This window comes from Planktotalea sp., assembly GCF_965659345.1.
In the GTDB taxonomy this organism is placed as follows: domain Bacteria; phylum Pseudomonadota; class Alphaproteobacteria; order Rhodobacterales; family Rhodobacteraceae; genus Planktotalea.
The window spans coordinates 1-17456 of record NZ_CBFHVK010000024.1; the positions used below are offsets into that span (position 1 = coordinate 1).

At 54.1% G+C, this 17456-nt stretch carries 17 protein-coding genes and 2 pseudogenes; 8 read left to right on the forward strand and 11 right to left on the reverse strand.

Annotation, left to right across the window (positions count from 1 at the left end; all coding sequences use genetic code 11):
* On the forward strand, positions 1-327 hold a 327-nt coding region (locus tag ACTG3Z_RS15505), incomplete at its 5' end, for a fatty acid desaturase (protein ID WP_439143935.1).
* Here the strand turns inward: ACTG3Z_RS15505 and ACTG3Z_RS15510 are convergent.
* The 4 genes from ACTG3Z_RS15510 to ACTG3Z_RS15525 form a co-directional block, all read right to left on the reverse strand.
* Positions 324-740: a VOC family protein gene (locus ACTG3Z_RS15510; RefSeq protein WP_439143936.1), complete on the reverse strand. Its 417-nt coding sequence runs from the start codon at positions 738-740 to the stop codon at positions 324-326. The two genes, ACTG3Z_RS15505 and ACTG3Z_RS15510, sit on opposite strands and share 4 nt — an antisense overlap.
* A 64-nt stretch (positions 741-804) precedes the next feature.
* On the reverse strand, positions 805-1848 hold the full coding sequence (locus tag ACTG3Z_RS15515; protein ID WP_439143937.1) for a quaternary amine ABC transporter ATP-binding protein: 1044 nt from the start codon (positions 1846-1848) through the stop codon (positions 805-807).
* An 11-nt stretch (positions 1849-1859) separates the two neighbouring features.
* Positions 1860-2888 (reverse strand): ABC transporter permease, encoded by a 1029-nt coding sequence (locus tag ACTG3Z_RS15520; RefSeq protein ID WP_439143938.1) that lies wholly within the window; start codon positions 2886-2888, stop codon positions 1860-1862.
* A 98-nt stretch (positions 2889-2986) separates the two neighbouring features.
* Positions 2987-3964 carry an ABC transporter substrate-binding protein gene (locus tag ACTG3Z_RS15525; RefSeq protein ID WP_439143939.1) on the reverse strand — a complete coding sequence of 326 codons (978 nt, stop codon included), beginning with the start codon at positions 3962-3964 and terminating at the stop codon, positions 2987-2989.
* A gap of 237 nt (positions 3965-4201) precedes the next feature.
* Here ACTG3Z_RS15525 and ACTG3Z_RS15530 point away from each other — a divergent pair, with 237 nt between their 5' ends.
* The 3 genes from ACTG3Z_RS15530 to ACTG3Z_RS15540 are packed head-to-tail and all read left to right on the forward strand — an operon-like array spanning position 4202 to position 7849.
* Entirely contained in the window at positions 4202-5431 is a 1230-nt protein-coding gene (locus ACTG3Z_RS15530; protein ID WP_439143940.1) for an FAD-binding domain-containing protein, read from the forward strand.
* A gap of 6 nt (positions 5432-5437) precedes the next feature.
* Entirely contained in the window at positions 5438-6973 is a 1536-nt protein-coding gene (locus ACTG3Z_RS15535) for an FAD-binding domain-containing protein (RefSeq protein WP_439143941.1), read from the forward strand.
* 39 nt (positions 6974-7012) lie between these two features.
* Positions 7013-7849, forward strand: a complete 837-nt coding sequence (locus tag ACTG3Z_RS15540) for an oxygenase MpaB family protein (protein ID WP_439143942.1) — start codon at positions 7013-7015, stop codon at positions 7847-7849.
* 54 nt (positions 7850-7903) lie between these two features.
* Here ACTG3Z_RS15540 and ACTG3Z_RS15545 read toward each other — a convergent pair whose 3' ends face one another.
* The gene (locus tag ACTG3Z_RS15545) at positions 7904-8257 is read right to left on the reverse strand and encodes a bleomycin resistance protein (protein WP_439143943.1); all 354 of its coding nucleotides are present in this window, start codon (positions 8255-8257) and stop codon (positions 7904-7906) included.
* A 372-nt stretch (positions 8258-8629) separates the two neighbouring features.
* On the opposite strand from ACTG3Z_RS15545, the gene ACTG3Z_RS15550 reads away from it, so the two are divergent.
* Positions 8630-9664 carry an IS110 family transposase gene (locus ACTG3Z_RS15550; RefSeq protein ID WP_439143944.1) on the forward strand — a complete coding sequence of 345 codons (1035 nt, stop codon included), beginning with the start codon at positions 8630-8632 and terminating at the stop codon, positions 9662-9664.
* 420 nt (positions 9665-10084) lie between these two features.
* Here the strand turns inward: ACTG3Z_RS15550 and ACTG3Z_RS15555 are convergent, their stop codons facing one another.
* Together ACTG3Z_RS15555 and panB are read right to left on the reverse strand one after the other, a co-directional pair.
* Complete coding sequence (locus ACTG3Z_RS15555) at positions 10085-11173, reverse strand: Rieske 2Fe-2S domain-containing protein (RefSeq protein WP_439143945.1); 1089 nt, start codon at positions 11171-11173, stop codon at positions 10085-10087.
* A pseudogene (gene panB / locus ACTG3Z_RS15560) lies at positions 11170-11913 on the reverse strand (3-methyl-2-oxobutanoate hydroxymethyltransferase); the annotation flags it as partial. The gene ACTG3Z_RS15555 and the pseudogene panB, both read right to left, overlap by 4 nt.
* Before the next feature lie 217 nt (positions 11914-12130).
* Here panB and ACTG3Z_RS15565 point away from each other — a divergent pair.
* The 3 genes and pseudogenes from ACTG3Z_RS15565 (at position 12131) to ACTG3Z_RS15575 (ending at position 13720) form a co-directional block, all read left to right on the forward strand.
* Positions 12131-12604 carry a MarR family winged helix-turn-helix transcriptional regulator gene (locus ACTG3Z_RS15565; protein ID WP_439143946.1) on the forward strand — a complete coding sequence of 158 codons (474 nt, stop codon included), beginning with the start codon at positions 12131-12133 and terminating at the stop codon, positions 12602-12604.
* Between the two features lie 39 nt (positions 12605-12643).
* A pseudogene (locus ACTG3Z_RS15570) lies at positions 12644-13387 on the forward strand (glycine cleavage system protein T); the annotation flags it as partial.
* Positions 13388-13429: 42 nt separating this feature from the next.
* Positions 13430-13720: a glycine cleavage T C-terminal barrel domain-containing protein gene (locus tag ACTG3Z_RS15575; RefSeq protein ID WP_439143974.1), complete on the forward strand. Its 291-nt coding sequence runs from the start codon at positions 13430-13432 to the stop codon at positions 13718-13720.
* On the opposite strand, the gene ACTG3Z_RS15580 is transcribed toward ACTG3Z_RS15575, so the two are convergent.
* The 4 genes from ACTG3Z_RS15580 to ACTG3Z_RS15595 are packed head-to-tail and all read right to left on the reverse strand — an operon-like array spanning position 13717 to position 17408.
* Positions 13717-14820 (reverse strand): DUF917 domain-containing protein, encoded by a 1104-nt coding sequence (locus ACTG3Z_RS15580; protein ID WP_439143947.1) that lies wholly within the window; start codon positions 14818-14820, stop codon positions 13717-13719. The genes ACTG3Z_RS15575 and ACTG3Z_RS15580 overlap by 4 nt on opposite strands.
* A 1-nt stretch (position 14821) precedes the next feature.
* The gene (locus tag ACTG3Z_RS15585) at positions 14822-15604 is read right to left on the reverse strand and encodes an ABC transporter permease (RefSeq protein ID WP_439143948.1); all 783 of its coding nucleotides are present in this window, start codon (positions 15602-15604) and stop codon (positions 14822-14824) included.
* Positions 15601-16446, reverse strand: coding sequence for an ABC transporter permease (locus tag ACTG3Z_RS15590; protein ID WP_439143949.1), 846 nt, complete (start codon positions 16444-16446; stop codon positions 15601-15603). The genes ACTG3Z_RS15585 and ACTG3Z_RS15590 overlap by 4 nt, the downstream gene beginning before the upstream one ends.
* Positions 16443-17408, reverse strand: coding sequence for an ABC transporter ATP-binding protein (locus ACTG3Z_RS15595; RefSeq protein WP_439143950.1), 966 nt, complete (start codon positions 17406-17408; stop codon positions 16443-16445). Before ACTG3Z_RS15595 ends, ACTG3Z_RS15590 begins: the two co-directional genes overlap by 4 nt.
* Positions 17409-17456 lie beyond the last annotated feature (48 nt).

Consider the following 17456-nt stretch of genomic DNA (forward strand, 5'->3'; position numbering starts at 1 on the left):
GTGAAGTTTCAAACAACACTTCTTGTTCAGATCTGGCTGGTGCCATACCTGCTTGGCATGCCATTTCTGCGCGCTTATCTTTTGGCCGAACATGCAGAGTGCGCACATGTTCCATCAATGCTTGAAAACACACGCACGACGCTCACCAACCGCGTTGTGCGCTTTATCGCGTGGAACATGCCCTATCACGTAGAGCATCACGCCTACCCGTCAGTCCCGTTCCACAAACTGCCAGAGTTCCATCAGCACACCCAAGCCCATATCAAGCATCTGGATGACGGATATCTGCAGTTTAACCGCGACTTTGCGAACACACGCACACGTTAATCGTCCCGGCTGGGTTCGTCAGGATTATTGCAAATCAACGCGATCTTGTTTCCTTGTGGGTCGCGCAAGTAGCCCACATAAAAATTCGGCCCATAAGATGCGCGAAACCCCGGCTGACCTTCATCTTGACCACCAGCATCAAGTGCTGCTGCGTGCAATCTGCGCACTTGTTCATGTGTGTCCGTTTCAAAGGCAATCATTGTGCCGTTGCCAGCCGTTGCGGGCTGACCGTTATAGGTTGGTTTGACGTAGTAATCTGGCAACAACGGTCGCTCGCCATGCGGCACGGGAAGTGCATAGCTAAGCCCTTCAGACCCTTCTGAAAAGCCGTACCCAAGCGCAGGCAAAAACGACGCGTAGAAACGCTTCGCAGCCGCGATGTCATCGGCACCGACAGTCACATAGGATATCATCCGAGCCGCTCCTGTTGCTTTAGTGATCAAAGGGACGCGCCCAAACACGCGCGCCCTTCAGCGTTTATTCAACAGTTGCGCTTGACGAGAGACGTGGCACCAAAGCCTTTACCAGGTCACGCATCTGCAATTCACCCACGGGGGTTTCACCATCCATGACACGATACTGCAACGTTGTGTCACCTTCTGAGCGCGCAATGAGCGATTCCAAATTGTCGCGCACATCAACATCACCTGCAAAAGTGTCGCCGCTCAAAGGCTGCATCACCGACTTCACCCGCAATACGCGTGCACGGTTAATGTCACTGACAAAGTCCTCAATATAGGGGTCACACGGGTTCATCAAAATGCCTTGCGGCTCACCCTGTTGAACCACCGCGCCATCTTTCAAAATGACCAAGTGATCTGCAAGTTTCAACGCTTCATCAAGGTCGTGCGTGATGAAAACAATCGTCTTTTGCAGCTCATCTTGAAGCTCCAGCAACAGGTTTTGCATGTCTGTACGAATGAGCGGATCCAGCGCGGAAAACGCTTCGTCCATCAGCATGATATCAGTGTTGGCTGTCAACGCGCGCGCAATACCTACACGCTGCTGCATACCGCCAGAAAGCTGCGCAGGATAACGATCTTCATAGCCTTGTAGGCCAACCCGCGCGAGCCACTTCATCGCTTCTTGGGTCTGCGTTGCTTCATCCGCACCACGCACAGCCAACGCCATCGCGGCGTTCTGCAAAACAGTGCGATGGGGCAGTAATGCAAACTTTTGAAAGACCATCGACATCTTTGTCTGACGCGCTTCGCGCAGGTCTTCTTCAGAAAGGCCCATCACATCGACACCATCTATAAGGATCTCGCCGGCGGTGGGTTCAATCAAACGGTTAAGGTGACGGATAAGTGTGGACTTACCAGAGCCCGACAGGCCCATCACAACCGTAATTTCACCCGCTTGCATATCCACATTGATGTCTTGCAAGCCCAAGACATGCTGGTGCTGCTCAAGCAAGTCTTCCTTGCCCATGCCTTTTTTGACGTGGTGTAGGACGTCTTTGTCCTTAGAGCCAAAGATTTTGTATAAGCCGCGCAGGCGGACTTTAGGATCGTTTGCCATGCTCGGTGTCCTTAGTGTTTGATACGGGTCATATCGGCCCGCGAAAGTGCTGCTTTGGAAACACGATCCAGAATGACCGCGAGAAGAACGATGCCAATACCAGCGACAATACCAACACCCAGTTCTAGGTTACGAATACCGCGCAGAACGTTCACACCCAAACCAGGCGCAGAAACAAGCGATGCGATAACGACCATGGCAAGGCTCATCATAATTGTCTGGTTGATGCCCGCCATGATGTTTGGCAGCGCAAGCGGCAGCTCGACCCCCAGCAGTTTCTGGCGCGAGTTCATGCCAAATGCATTGGCCGCTTCTATCACATCTTGATCCACCAAGCGGATACCAAGGTCAGTCAAACGCACGACTGGCACGATAGCATATAGAATAATCGCGATGCCGTAGAGTTTTGATTCCGTGACTGAGAACAAGAAGATGAGGGGGATCAAATACACAAAGGTCGGCAGTGTTTGCAAAAGATCGAGCACAGGCACAACAGAGCGTTGCAATCGGTCCGACTTAGACATTGCAATCCCGATGGGCACCCCAAGCATGACGGATATGCCCGTACACACGAAGATGATCGACAGCGTCTGCATCGCCACATCGTAGTGATCAACAAGACCGAGCAAGAAGATAGAGAATGCGACAAAAACGGTCACCCCAACAGAGCGCGACGCATAATAAGAAATGGCCAACAAGATCGGCACCATGATGAACCAAGGAGTAGCCGCAAAGGTCCAAAGCGCACCATCTAGAAGCCAGCTAAGTGGCTGAGTGATCGGATCAAGGATAGATTTCAGCATCGGCTTGGCGGCCAAAAAGCCCTCTTCGATGCCTTTGGTCACATCGCGCGATTGGATAATGCCCGCGCAGCTTTCATTAAGGTTATCGAGGGAAGGAAACGGGAAAAACTCGCCCTTTGTTTCTTCGCCGCTGCTTTGCGCAAGCAAATCTGCCATCGACATTGGGGCGCTGGAGGCTTCCGCGCCACACCAATCTGACAGGCCTAGTGCTTTGAAAACACCATCATAAAAGGCCATTTGTAGTTCTCCCCAGTCCCTTGAAGACTTTATTGTTTTTATAAGAATAGAGCCTCCCCGCCAGAAAAAGCGGGAAGGCTCCTATCGTGTCACTCAGCTTACTTCAGCAATGCTGAGAGCTTCTCTTTCGCGCCATCGTTCAACCAACCGGACCAAACGTCTGGGTTGTTTGTCAGGAAGTACACAGCCGCTTCATCATAAGATGCGTTGTTGTCGAGGCGCCATGCCAGCACTTCGCCCATCTGAGCGTTCGTGAAGGACACTTTGCTCATCAACTCAGCAACAGCTGCGTTCTCTTCAACGAACGCTTTAGACGCTGCGGTCACAACTTTAGACGCTGGATATGCAGAGAAACCAGGTGTCGCGCAGTCAACGTCGCCGTTACATGCGTGTGCTTCTGCGTCGTAGTCAGGAACTTTAACCGCAACCATTGGGTACTTGCCCAAAACAGCTGTTGGCGCCCAGTAGTAGCCGAACCATGGCGCTTTTTCGTCATAGGCAGCCGCAATAGACGTCTGGAGTGTTTCACCAGAACCGTGCTGGAAACGCTCAAGTCCGGAGCCTTCGATGCCAGCTGCTTTCAAGTTATTGTTGTTGATGATGTCGCACGCCCAGCCTGATGGGCAGTCGTGGAACTTGCCGCCAACAGCCGCTGGATTAGCCATGATGCCTTCCCAAGTTGTCAGCTCTGGGTTGCTCTCCGCGAGATACGCAGGAATCCACCATGCTTCAACGCCGCCATCAGACAGAACATTGCCCAGCTCAACCAATTTGCCATCCGCAAGCAGTGGCTCATAGGATGGTGTGGAGTTTGCCCAGACCTCTGTCAGAATGTCAGGCTCGCCTGTTTCCGCCAAAGATGTCAGCGCTGGAACTGTGGAGGATGGCACAACCTGCACGGAGCAGCCATAGCCCTGCTCCATCAAGAACTTGGACACAGCCGTTACAACCGCCGCAGAAGCCCAGTCCATTTGTGTGATTGAGACGTCGCCGCATGCGTGGCCGTCGGCCATTGCTGCGTTCGCGCCGAATGTGAGAGCGACAGCTGTTGCTGCGCCAGTTACGATTTTTTTCATTTTATAGCTCCCTGTGGATTTTTTCTCTCCGAGTGTGGAAAGAGGCTGGCAACAAAGGAACATGAAACGCGATGAGGTGCGAGCGAAAAACGACACGGGATTTTATTTTTGCGACCCATGCTGTTGTGCATCAAACGATCGGCGCTAATTCAAACGCTTTCAAAACACACTGGAAAAAGACAAGCCTAAAGCTAACTCCTCAAGAGCAAATCAACGATGCGCGCAAAGGGCAAAAGCATGGACAACGCTGGACTTTTTGATCAAGAAACCCTCCCCGGTGAAAGCGTCACATTCACACCAACACGTGCCGCAGGACTGGCGCGTTTGGAGAAGTTTCTCTCGCGCACCGCTCAGCACTACGAACGCAATCGCAATTACGATTTTGGCCCAGAGCGACGCTCAAACATCTCTGTTCTATCACCGTGGATTCGGCACCGCCTGATCACAGAAGAAGACGTGCTAAAGCTCACCTTGGCACGTCACTCACCCTCTAGCGCCGAGAAATTCATTCAGGAAGTTTTCTGGCGTGGATACTTCAAAGGTTGGCTTGAGCAACACCCAAGCGTTTGGATCAACTACAAAAGAGACCTCACGCAAAAGCTAGATGACCTTGCGGGCAATAGCTTTGCGAACGCAGACTATCTCACAGCGATTGAAGGCCGCACAGGCATCGATTGCTTTGATACCTGGGCGCATGAATTGATTGAGACGGGTTATCTGCACAATCATACAAGAATGTGGTTTGCTTCGATCTGGGTATTCACTTTGGGGCTGCCTTGGCAGCTCGGTGCAGACTTCTTCATGCAACATCTTTTGGACGGCGATCCTGCGTCAAACACGCTCTCATGGCGTTGGGTGTCTGGGTTGCACACAAAAGGCAAAAGCTATCTTGCGCGCCCATCCAATATCGCAAAATTCACGGATGGTCGCTTTGATCCTGTCGGGCAACTCTCGCCCACTGCTGTGCCTTTGATCGAGGACTTCGATCACCCATCGCTCCCCATCCCTGCATCAGACGCGCTGCCGGATGCGCCATTCGTTTTGCTTGTAACACCGGAGGACTGCCAAGCGCCCGCGCTGTGGGCGGACAAGGCAACCAATGTGCTCGCGCTTCCAACGCCCAAGCAAGACCGTCAAAGCGACCGCGTCCACGCGTTTAAAACGAAAGCACTGCAAGACAGTGTTGCGGGCTGGGACGCGACGTTACTGACGTCCGACTGGATTATGCAAATCATCGAAACCGCGCGCGCCGCCAATACACACCACATCGTCACCGCATACGTGCCGATTGGCCCTGATGCAGATCAACTGAACACTGCGAACACCGCATTTGCTGAAGCCGGCATGCAACTGCATCGCGTGCGCAGGCCCTATGATACGCTCACTTGGCCCCAAGCAAATAAGGGGTTCTTTAAGGTCAAAAAGCAAATCCCGAAAATACTGCATGGCCTTGGGCTTGCGTGCTAAAACGCGATGGCGCGCGATGTTCATATTGTATGGTTTAAACGTGACCTGCGCATAAGCGATCATGCGCCTTTGCTTGCTGCTACAAAAAGCGGCGCACCTATTCTGCCCCTCTATATTGTTGAACCTGAGTATTGGCGCCAACCGACTGCGTCGCGCCGTCATTGGCACTATATCCACGACTGTTTGAGCGAGCTGACAACCGCCCTTTCAAAACTTGGCCAGCCGCTGATCACAAAAGTAGGCGAAACATGCGACGTGCTGCACGATCTGCATAAAGAGCATGGGATCGCGGCGATCCATGCCCACGAAGAAGCCGGTGATCTTTGGACCTTCCAACGTGATATCAACGTAAGCGCGATCTGCTCACAGGAAAACATCGCACTCCATGAGTATCCCAGCAACGGCGTGGTGCGTCGCCTGAAAAGCCGTGATGATTGGTCTCAAGTTCGCAATGCACGTATGAGTGAGCCCATTCTACCCGCACCAAAGGGGCCACTCATGCCCTCAACCGCTGTGTCCGATCCGCTCCCACGCAAAGGCGACCCTATGTTTGGAAGTATACCCATAGGCGGCGTCCAAAAGGGTGGTCGAAAAGAAGCGTTAAAAGACCTGCGTAGTTTCCTCGAGGATCGTTCACGCGGCTATCTCGCGCATATCTCGGCACCTAATCGCTCCGAATACCACTGTTCGCGGCTGTCTACGCATTTGGCTTGGGGCAACTTATCTGTGCGCGAAGTGACCCATGCGATTAGCGCACGCCGCAAGCAACTCTCCCCACTTGATAAGCCAGCATTTGCGCGCAACCTAAGCGCTTTTAGCTCTCGCCTCGCATGGCGGTGCCATTTCATACAAAAGATCGAAGACCAGCCTCAAATCGAAACTCATTGCATGCATCCCGCCTTTGAGGGCCTGCGCGAGAGTGAGCACAATGAACACTTCTTTGAAGCTTGGAAGAGCGGACAAACCGGTTATCCCTTCATCGATGCATGTATGCGCAATCTTACCGCGAACGGTTGGATCACTTTTCGAATGCGCGCGATGCTTGTGAGTTTCGCAAGCTACCAGCTTTGGCTCGATTGGCGTGTCACCGCCCCGCATCTCGCTCAGCTGTTTACGGATTATGAACCAGGCATCCACTATAGCCAGTTTCAAATGCAATCGGGCGTGACGGGCATTAATACAATGCGCGTCTACAACCCAATTAAACAGTCGATGGAACATGATCCCAAAGGGTATTTCATACGCAAATGGGTGCCTGAATTGCGTTCTGTCCCGGATGCATTCATTCATGAGCCTTGGACATGGGAAAAGACGCTTGTCGATGACAGCGATTTCGAATTGGGCCGCAACTACCCTGCCCCCATCGTGGATCAAGCGATCAGTGCGCGGCGTGCTAAAGAACGCATAAGCGCATTGCGCCGCGGCGATACGTTTCGTGTGCAAGCGAATGCAGTGTTTCAAAAACTCGGAAGTCGCAAGTCGCCTGAACGCCGCAAGAAGCCTGCGAAAAAGCCAGATCCCAATCAGCTTTCGCTATTCTAATCTCTAAGCGCTAAGTTGGCGTAGGAATAGGAAAATCACATGCCAGCTTGGTCAAAAGAACTCAAAACGCTCGATCCACAAACCGACTACGAGCGCATGGTCTATCTCCTCAGTGTTTATGAGTTCTCTTGGGACATCGAAAAAGCGCTCGAATTTGCGCTTTTTCGCACCTACGCTGTGCCATCAATCTCTGGCCTTTTGTCGCGTACAGGAGCGTTCGGCACACAAACACGCAAACGCTATGATGATACCGAACTGATCCTGTCAGAGATTGCTGAAAATGGCCAAGGCAGCGAAAATGGGCGCGCGGCCATCACACGTATGAACGACATGCATGCGCGTTACAAAATTTCAAACGATGACATGCTCTATGTGCTGTCAACCTTTGTGGTAGAGCCCGTGACCTGGCTGTCGCGCTTTGGCAAACGTCCAATGCGGCCAACTGAACTTGAAGCCTGCGTCGCCTACTATAAGGCTCTTGGTACAAAGATGGGGATCCGCGACATTCCAAACACTTTTGCGGATTTCAAAACCTATCAACAGAGCTATGAAACGCGTCATTTCCGCTTTGCTGAAACGAACGCAGAAATTGGCAGCCTGACACGTGATTTGCTGTTGTCTATGTATGTGCCCAGCTGGCTCGTCGCATCGTGCCGCCCAATAGTTCATGCCGTTTGCGATGAAAACCTACGCCGCGCAATGGGGTTCGCGGACCCTCCTCGCTGGCTCGAGCGCACTGTCCATGTCGCCCTTTTGGTTCGTGCCCGCGCCGTTCGAGCCTTGCCAGCACGCCGCAGGCCACGATTGCTTACCAAACGCAAGCGACCGACCTATCCAAGCGGCTATCGCATCGGCGAATTGGGAACTTTCAAGTAAATTGCAGTCCGCAGCCCTTATTTTCCAAACATTCCGATGCTGATCGAAAGGGTGTCAATTTTGGATCAGCCGCAGCAACGTTCCGTCAACATCAATCAGCGCAGCCATCCGCATACCACCTTGATCCGTAGGCGGGTGCAATCGCGGGGCACCTTCGCTCCCTTCAGCAATCTTTGCACTGCGGCACACCCCATAAAAAACACCCAAATCATCAAGCCGTAGGCAGCAGCTAAACCAGCTCTCGAGAGGGTTAAGATTCGGATGTGGAAAGAACTCGAGCGTCACATCTGCGCGTGACAAGATCATCCACTGCGCACTTTGAAAGTCAGCTTCAAACCCGAGGTCTGCATAAAATGCGCGCGTCGCATCAAAGTCGCGAGACGGAAGATTTGGTGTTGCGCGCTCCATGTAGGGCTCCTTTTAAACGTAGGCCAGCCTAGCCTAAGACCTTAAACCCATCAAACAACGCAATGACCTTTATTTCGAAAGGCTCCGCCAGATCGCTTCCATAAGAGGCGTTGCTGTGAAATTGGCAAAAGTTAGCAGTTATCTATCTTTCAAACTACGTCAAAGGTATCGCCCAAGACCGCGCAATTGTTAGCAGAACCATACTACTCAATTGCTTCCTACACTTTCAGGTTCAGTCAGTTCTTCGATCCCCTAGTCTGATCTGCCAATGTCTGCTCTGCGGGACGAAGCATGCGTAATTGAGCTGCCCTCTGTTCTGAGGTCGAGCTCCCGATAAGATCACAGGATTACTGTGAACAAGGGAGATTGAAGATGGAATATTTTGCTGGATTAGATGTGTCGCTGCGGTCGTGCGCTGTTTGCATCGTCGATACCAAGGGAAAGGTTGTGCTTGAACGCGAGCTTGCTTGTGAAGTGGGTGATATTTCTGACTGGTTGAGGAAGTTCGCTTATCCGGTTGAACGGGTCGGTTTTGAAGCAGGGACGATGAGCCAGCATTTGTTCTTTGGTCTGCAAGCCGAGGGTTTTGATGTCGTTTGCATGGAGGCCCGGCAAGTGAACGCCGCCCTTTCTGCGATGCGCAACAAGACCGACAAGAACGACGCGCGAGGGATCGCTCAGATCCTGCGCACGGGGTGGTTCAGTCCGGTTCATATGAAGAGCCGCGAGGCGCATGGCTTAAGAGCTCTTTTAAGCAGCCGAAAGGCGCTGCTCAACAAGACCATTGATCTTTCGAATGAAGTGCGCGGGTTGCTAAAGATCTTTGGCTTGCGTCTACCCAAAACCGTCAGTCATGGCAGCTTTGACGATATCGTACGGCCTATGGTCCAGATGGATAACGTCCTCATTCATGCCTTGATACCGTTGCTGGACGCGCGGGTCGCTCTGTATCAGCACTATCTTGAGTTGGATCGCCGCGTGAAGCGCGCGGCCAGCCAAGACGAAGTTTGCATGCGACTGATGACGGTTCCGGGCGTTGGACTGATAGCCGCGCTCACGTTCAAAGCGGCTGTAGATGATCCTTTGCGGTTCAAAAGCTCCCGCACGGTTGCCGCGCATTTTGGTCTCACACCGCGACGATACCAATCAGGCGAGAGTGACAATCCTGGCAGAATATCACGTGCGGGAGACCGTGATGTTCGATCAACACTCTATTCAGCCGCAAACGCGATGTTGATGCGAACGATGGCGGCGTCGCAACTGAAGTCATGGGGCATGCGATTGATGCGCACAAAAGGACGGCGGCGCGCTGATGTTGCTGTTGCGCGCAAGCTGGCGGTCCTGCTGCATCGGATGTGGATTGAAAACACGGAATTCCGTTTGGAAGGGTTGAAGGGGATCAGATGACTTAAGCCGACCCAAAACCAAACCAAACGGGATCGTCCTTTCCGGACGAGGTCTGTGGGTGAAGCCGAATATGGCTGCTGCGCAACGAGAAGCGCGAGACGAAGCAAGGCTCTCCACAACCAATCCGACACATGCATGCAGCGGTGCCGCATAGGTACCAATCAGACTGCGAAGAGAAGCGTGACCCGGACAAGTACGATGCCAAACTGATCAAAGGAAAAGAGCTTGACCGATAGACTCAATTAGAGAAGCCGCCACTCATTTTTCGCACTTGGTGGCGCAGCATTTGCTCGCAATCGCAGTACTAAAATTTTCAGCAGCGCGGCGTTTTTTACTGAACCAGCCATTCGAATTGGTAAATACGTTGGAAGCAAAGCCGTCCCTTCGCTGAGGTTGCACTAATCTCAGGTTAGGCTTTATTCAGCGCGACAGTGATCGACCTTCAGCTTTGAGCTTTTTGTTCAGGATTTGTCGCACCTTTATGCCTGCACCATCCGCACCGAGGGTGACTTCCAGAAAATCGAGCCCACGCGGGTCAGCCGCCACGCTCGCTTGCAGTTTTTCGAGCAAATGTTTGTCTTCATCGAATGCGGCCGTGACACTGGCACTGGTTTTGGCGGCAACGTCTTCCGTGAGCGAGGGCACATCGAAAGCCGCCATCCAGAAGTAGCGCGTTTTGCCGCGTTGCGCGGGTGTCACGATGTGGCAGCCACGCACGATAAAGTCGGATCGTTTGCCAGCATCAGGATTAGGGTCATGCACATTCCAGTCCGAGAACGAAATCGCGAGGGACGGCATCCGGCCTTTTTGGACGCGCTTGATGGGTTTGTCTTCCGGCAGCCCCATGCCCGCACAAAATAGCGGTGACAGCGGCGCGAGGTCGAACTCTTGTTCATAGCAAATCGTCTCGCCGTCCATGTAGGTGTCGGGCGCGGTGATCCAGTCATCTTGCTTGAATGTGTTCTTATGTAGGAAGGCGATATGCGTCAGGTCGAGCACGTTTTCACGGATCAACACCCAGTTGGCAGCGACTTCGTAATACCCATTAACGGGAGTCCAATCAGGATCAATTTGATAGCCCACTTCGGGCGGATCACAATCTATCGCGTCTTGATCGCCCATCCAAATCCAGATGTAGGCCCCAGTTTCGCGCACCGCGAATGAGGGGATTTCAGCAGTTTTGGGTTTCATGTGTTGGGTGGGTGCCTTGGTGCAGCGTCCGGCGGTGTTAAACTCCATCCCGTGATAGGGGCAGATGATCTTATCATCGCGCACATAGCCTTCGGACAGCGGGGCCCAACGGTGGGGGCAACGATCATAAAGCGCGGCGGGCGTACCGTCTTCGAGACGATAAAGCACCACTGGCGTTTCCAACAGCCAACGGGCCAGCGGCTTGGTCGTCACTTCATCGCGGTGCGCAGCCACCCACCACATGTTGCGCGGGTAGTTGTCCTCGAGCATTCCATTAGGAATCGTCTGGCCGTTCGTGCGGTTTACGTCGTCTTTCATGTGGCATCCTCACTGTTCAAGAGCGTCTCAAAACGCGCGATTTCCTCAGATTTCATTTGGTAGCTGTGCTCAACATCTGGAAAGCGGCCCGCGCGCACATCGTCGGCGTAAGCCGCAAAGGCATCGGTCGCGTCCTGGGCCAGATTGGCATAGCGTTTGGCGAACTTGGGTTTGAACGTGTCGAACGCGCCGAGCAGATCGTATCCGTTGAGCAACTGACAAGTCCCTGCTGCACCCGCGCCGATGGAAAACGTGAATATGTCAACGGCCTCGTCCACGGCCTTGCCGACCTCATAGGGCATCGCTTCAATCTCAAGGCCAATGGCACCGGCGGCCTCAATCGCGCGGGCGTCCGCTATGATCTCCATCGCCGCCTCAGCCGTGCGCCCCTGCATCTTGAAGCCGCCCATCTGGTGTACTTTGTGCGGTAACAGACCCACGTGGCTCATTACTGGGACACCCGCATCCGCGACTGCGCGGATAATATGCGCGCCTTTACGACCCAATTGCAGTTTCAACGCGTCCGCGCCACTTTCCTTCATCATGCGCACCGCGTTGGTCACGGCTAATTCAGGTGTCGCGTAAGACCCATAAGGCATCGAGACAAGGCAAAGCGTATTTGGCGCGCCGCGACGCACCGCCTGCGTGTGCATGATCATCTGCTCCACAGTCATCGCCAGAGTGTTCTCATGCCCGTGCAACGTCATGCCCAGACTGTCCCCGACCCCGACAATATCGACCCCTGCACGTTCTGCTCACGTGGCCGTCAACACTTCGCCCACAGCGACCATGACCAGTCTCTCACCTGCTGCTTTTTTCTGCGCGAGTTCAGGTAGGGTAAGTTTTTTGCGCTGTTCGCTCATTACGGTCCTTTGCGACAATAGAATCGTCGCATTTATTGTTCCATTTGGAACAATATGCGCTAAGAAAGCTGGAACTGGCAATGGGCAAGCGATCATGGACAGATCCAAAGACACAAACTTTTCAAGTATATTCGACACGATCGAATACCCAGAAGCTTACCGCATTACCTATCTGGCCAATGCCATTGTGTTTCCCGCCTACGCGGAAATTAAACGCGACTTTGGTCTGGTGCGCGCAGAATATATCTTGCTGGCTTGCCTGTCCCATTTCGACGTTCTTACGGCACAGGACGTCGCACGCATCTCTCGCCGCCCCCGCAACACGATCAGCCGGGCAGTGCATCGCATGCTGGACGAAGGCTATCTAAACCGCGCGCCTGATCCAACGGACGGTCGGCAATCTCGCCTAAAGATCACACCTTCAGGGCGCAGTTTGCATGACGCAATTTCTGGCTATTTGGGGCGCAGACAAGATGAAATCTTGGCCGTGCTTAGCCCCAACGAACGCAAAACACTCGCAAACCTCCTGAAAAAAGCAGCACTCAGTGCCGCCGAGCTGGGCGACTAAAGGACATTTCATTTGGCAGAGATTGGCCCCAACACCCGCTTGCGTGTTTCACCCTTTTACGAAGCGACGATCGGCGAAGGCGTTACTGCCTTCTCACCCTATAACAGCATGCTGATGCCAGTGTCTTTTGGTGATCCAGAGGCGGAATACGAGCGGTTGATGAAGCGCGTCTCCCAATGGGATGTCAGCGTCGAACGTCAGGTGGAAATCACCGGCCCAGACGCCGCCTGTTTGGTGCAGCTGTTGTCAGTGCGTGATCTTTCAAAGATCGAAGTCGGCAAAGGCAAATACGTGCCTATGTGCGATCACCGCGGTGTCTTGATCAATGACCCCGTCGTGCTGAAGCACGAAGACGGCAGCTTCTGGCTTTCCATCGGCGACAATAACATCCTCATGTGGGCCCGCGCCATTGCAGCAGAGCGTGGGATGAATGTTGAGATTTGCGAGCCCGATGTCTCACCCATGGCAGTGCAAGGTCCGAAGGCCGAAGAGGTGGTCGCCTCGGTCTTTGGCGATTGAGTCCGCGCACTGAAATACTTCTGGTTCGCGCCCGCCGAGATCAATGGCATCCCCTTGATCATTCAGCGCTCAGGGTACTCCAAACAGGGCGGGTTCGAGATTTACCTGCGCGACGGGTCGCGCGGCACAGAGCTTTGGAACATCATCAAAGAAGCGGGCCAGCCATGGGATATTGGCCCTGGTAATCCCAACCCTATTGAGCGGATCGAAAGTGGTTTGCTGTCATATGGCGGCGATACGGATGACCAGACAAACCCGTTTGAGGTGCGTCTTGGCAAATACGTAGATCTCGACCTCGGTGATGAAGTGGTCGGCATTCAAGCGCTGCGGCAAATCAAGGCCGCCGGTGTAAAACGCCAGCAGCTGGGGATCGTCCTTGATGACCCCGAACGCAGGCCTGGACATGCAATCTGGTACGCGGTCCAGCAGGGTGAAAGGCCTGTTGGTCACATGACCTGCGGGGCATGGTCGCGCCGTGCTGGGTCCATGATCGGATTTGCATTGGTCCGTGCAGACCTGACGGCTGGAGACGAGATTGATGTCGTACGTGGTGGGTATCGCGACCCCGCAACCCTTTGCCCCTTGCCGTTCTATTAGAGGTCTTGCTGGGTCGCGAGTGGTGACGTGAAGGTGGCATTCACACCCGCGTACTCTGGGCCAAAGATAGAAAGGCCTTTGGGCGACGTAAACGGGCGCGGGGCGGGCAGAATCACCACATTGATGTCCTGCCCTTCGACAACATCCGGGTTTGCAATGGGGGCACCGGACATGCGATCAAACAGGCAAATCAAGTCCGGTACGGTTGCAAAGACCTTATCATCGAGCCAACAGGCCATGTTCTCATTCTTGACGCTGATTTGCATCGTTCGGTCCCCGTCTGCCAGTTCGATTTGCCCAATCGTAAAGCCCTGATCGGTCTTATACGTGACCGATGTGGCGCGCCCCGAAAATACGACCGCGCCGCCGCTTGCATTGGCGACATCGGCGGCGGCGTCCGTTCCAGCCGCCATCGCTTGCCTACAGATTTCGCCCAGCCTCATTGCTTTTGTAATCGTTCCGGGGATCAGGGCATCACGCAAATCGCGCATCGGTAGCGCATGATCAATCGCGGCGACGGTGTTGCGGCTGACCTGACTAAGCGCACGCACCAAAGTTTCGGCCCGCTGATCGTCTTTTACTTTGTCGATCAGGAAGGACTCTCCGAATTGGTTGACCGCATATATCGGGGCCGCAGGTAGCCCAGCCAGATAATAGGTCGAATGGGTGATTTCAGGCACTGCGCGCCCCGCGGGATCCGCATCGATGATCTTGTGGCCATTCATAACTGCCGGAAAGAAGGCGGCTGCCGTATTGGACCCACCCAATTCGCAAGGTGTCGTGCCAAAAAATTCCTGTCCCAAGTGGTTCTGAAATTCCGCGTAGGCCTGCAACAGTGGATCTTGATCACTGTCTTCCAGCCCTGCATACATTCGTTCTTCTTCTGGATTAAGCGGCGTCACAGATCCCAGCAGATATGGCGTGCAGATCAGTGCATCAGCGGGCACATCGTCCACACTGACCAGATCAAAGGTTTTTCCTGCGCTCAGTGCCGTATCAATTAACGCGCGGCCTTCTGCGATATCGCCGCCCCCGCCTGCGCCCATGATCACTGCGCCAAACAGCATGTCTTCAAGGTTTTGTCGGGTGAGCGTTCTCATGTCAGTTGTCCTTGGAGGTGCCGAAAAGCGCGACCAAATCCGTGATCCGCGACAAGATCAGCAAGATGGTCACGGTGAGTGCAACAAACAGCATCGAGGCCGCCGCGACGACCGGCGAATATCCATAACGTACGTTGTTGAAAATCTTGATGGGCAGGGTTTCGACCACAAAGCCAGAGATCATATTGGCGATCAGATATTCGTTTACGCTGATGATGGCGACCAGGGCGAACCCGGTGAACACGTAAGGTGCGATCAGCGGAAACACGATTGTGCGGAAGACCTGTGCCGGCGTCGCCCCCATCATCTGCGCTGCCTCGATTACCTCGTCCGTAAGGGCTGCAAATCCGCGGGCGATAATGACCATTGGCAGCGTCACAAAGAACACACCATGCGAGATGATCGTTGCTTCCATGCGTCCATACCAACCGATCTCTGCCCAGAACAGGCTGGCCCCCAATGCCAATATGATTGGAGGCAGCAAGAACGGGCCAAGGCCAAGCGCGAATGTCGCCTTGGCAAACCCAGATCCTGTCCGCCACAGCACGTAGTTGATGGCCAGCGCCAATGTGGTTGCAATCACACCGGCGATGGCCGCGATCAACATCGAACGGCCTATGGCCAGCAGCCATTCGGTTTCCGTCAACAGTTCATGGTACCAAGCGCCAGAAAGGGCATCGGGTGGGAATGCGATATTCTTGGAGGCCCCGATGGACACGCCCAGAACGACCAAGAAGGGCGCGATCAGCAGTGTAGCGATGATCCAAAGGTACAGCGTTCTCATGCCGTGCGCCGCCGTGTCAGCAGCGCCGAGGCGATCAGCACCAGCACCGTCACGATCAGCATAACCACTGCCAGTGCTGCCCCTAGCGGCAGGTTAGCATCGCCCAATGCCTTGTCGCTGATGATGACCGTCATGGTCCAGTCCTTGGGTCGCCCCAGCATCGTGGGCATCACAAAGACGCCCAGCAAGTAGACAAACATGGTTAGCGTCACCGAGGTCAAACTGGTGCGGAATGTGGGGATCAGCACTTTGAAGAACACCATGGGCGGCGGCGTGCCCAGCGTTATGGCCGCCTCTTCGATGCTGCGATCCCTACGGGAGACGGATGGATAAAGGATCAGGGACACGATGGAGAACCCAAGGAAGATCAAGCCGATCATCATCGCCCCAAAACTTGGGCTTAATGAGCGTGGATTGTCCCACAACCCAACCCACTCCAGCAGGCGTGGGATACCCGCACTTTCTGACATCAAGATCAGCCAGGCAAAGCCAATGATCACCTCACTGAGGCACATCAAGGATAGCAATAGGATGATCCAGAACAGCTGCCACTTGCGGCCAAGGTCCGAAACAAAAAGCACCAACGGGAAGGCGAGCGCGACGACAAGTACCGCCCCCAGAGCCGCGGAATAAAGCGAGCGGAATGACACGGTGTAGTAGAAGCTGGAGAAAAACTTGCCATAGTTTTCCCACACGAAATCAACTTTGTAGAACCCCATTGGGTCAGGTTGATAGAAGCTGACGATGACCATGAAGATCATCGGGATGACAAAGAAAACCCCCATCACGCCGAAGGTCAATCCACCGATAAGGCGCGGGCCATATGATACCGAGCGCATCATTGTGGTAACGCCCACGCTTTGGCTGCGTCCCAAAGAAGCGTGACCGCTTCGCCATTCTCAAAACTGTCACCGGACCCGGCGATCTCGCATTGATGGAAGGTCTGGTCTGCGACTTGAATTTCGCGTTCCAGCATCGCGCCCAAGCGCCGCTGCCGCGTGATTTTGCCGGTCAGCCCATCGCCGGAACGGGCCAGAATGATGGCTTCTGGGCGCACTGCAACAATCGGCTGACCGTCTCGCGCGATAATGTTGTTGGTTCCGATAAATTCCGCGACAAAACGCGTTGCGGGGCGGGTATAGAGCTCTTCTGGGCTGGCGGCTTGTTCAACCTTTCCATCGTTCATGACGATGATACGGTCGGCCAAGGCCATCGCCTCGCGTTGATCGTGGGTGACGAAAACGGTTGTCACGCCCAGATCGCGCTGGATGCGTTTCACCTCATCCTGCATTTGGTCGCGCAGCGCTGCATCAAGGGCTGAAAAGGGTTCGTCCATCAGAAAGATTTGCGGTTGCAACGCCAACGCGCGGGCGATGGCCACCCGCTGGCGCTGACCACCCGATAGCGCGGCGACAAACCGTGCCTCCAGACCCGAAAGGCCAACCATTTCTAACAAACGCGTGACGTCTTTGGCGGCAACCTCCGAAGAGGTTCCGCGCAGGCGCATCCCATAAGCTATGTTGTCGCCCACGCTTAGGTGTGGGAACAGGGCCAAAGATTGGAACACCATGCCAATGTTGCGCTTGTGGCAGGGGATTTGCGACAGATCCGTACTGCCCAAGTGAATGTCGCCCTCGTCGTGGGTCTCTAACCCCGCGATCAAACGCAATAACGTGGTCTTGCCGCAACCTGATCCGCCCAGAAGGCAGATGAATTCACCATCCTCAACCGCGATCGAGATGTCCTTGAGCGCTTCAAAGGTGCCAAAAGATTTTCGCAGATTGGTGATGGTCAATGTAGTCATGATGATCCCTTGTGAAACAGGCAGCGCGACCCCAGCCGCGCCACCAAT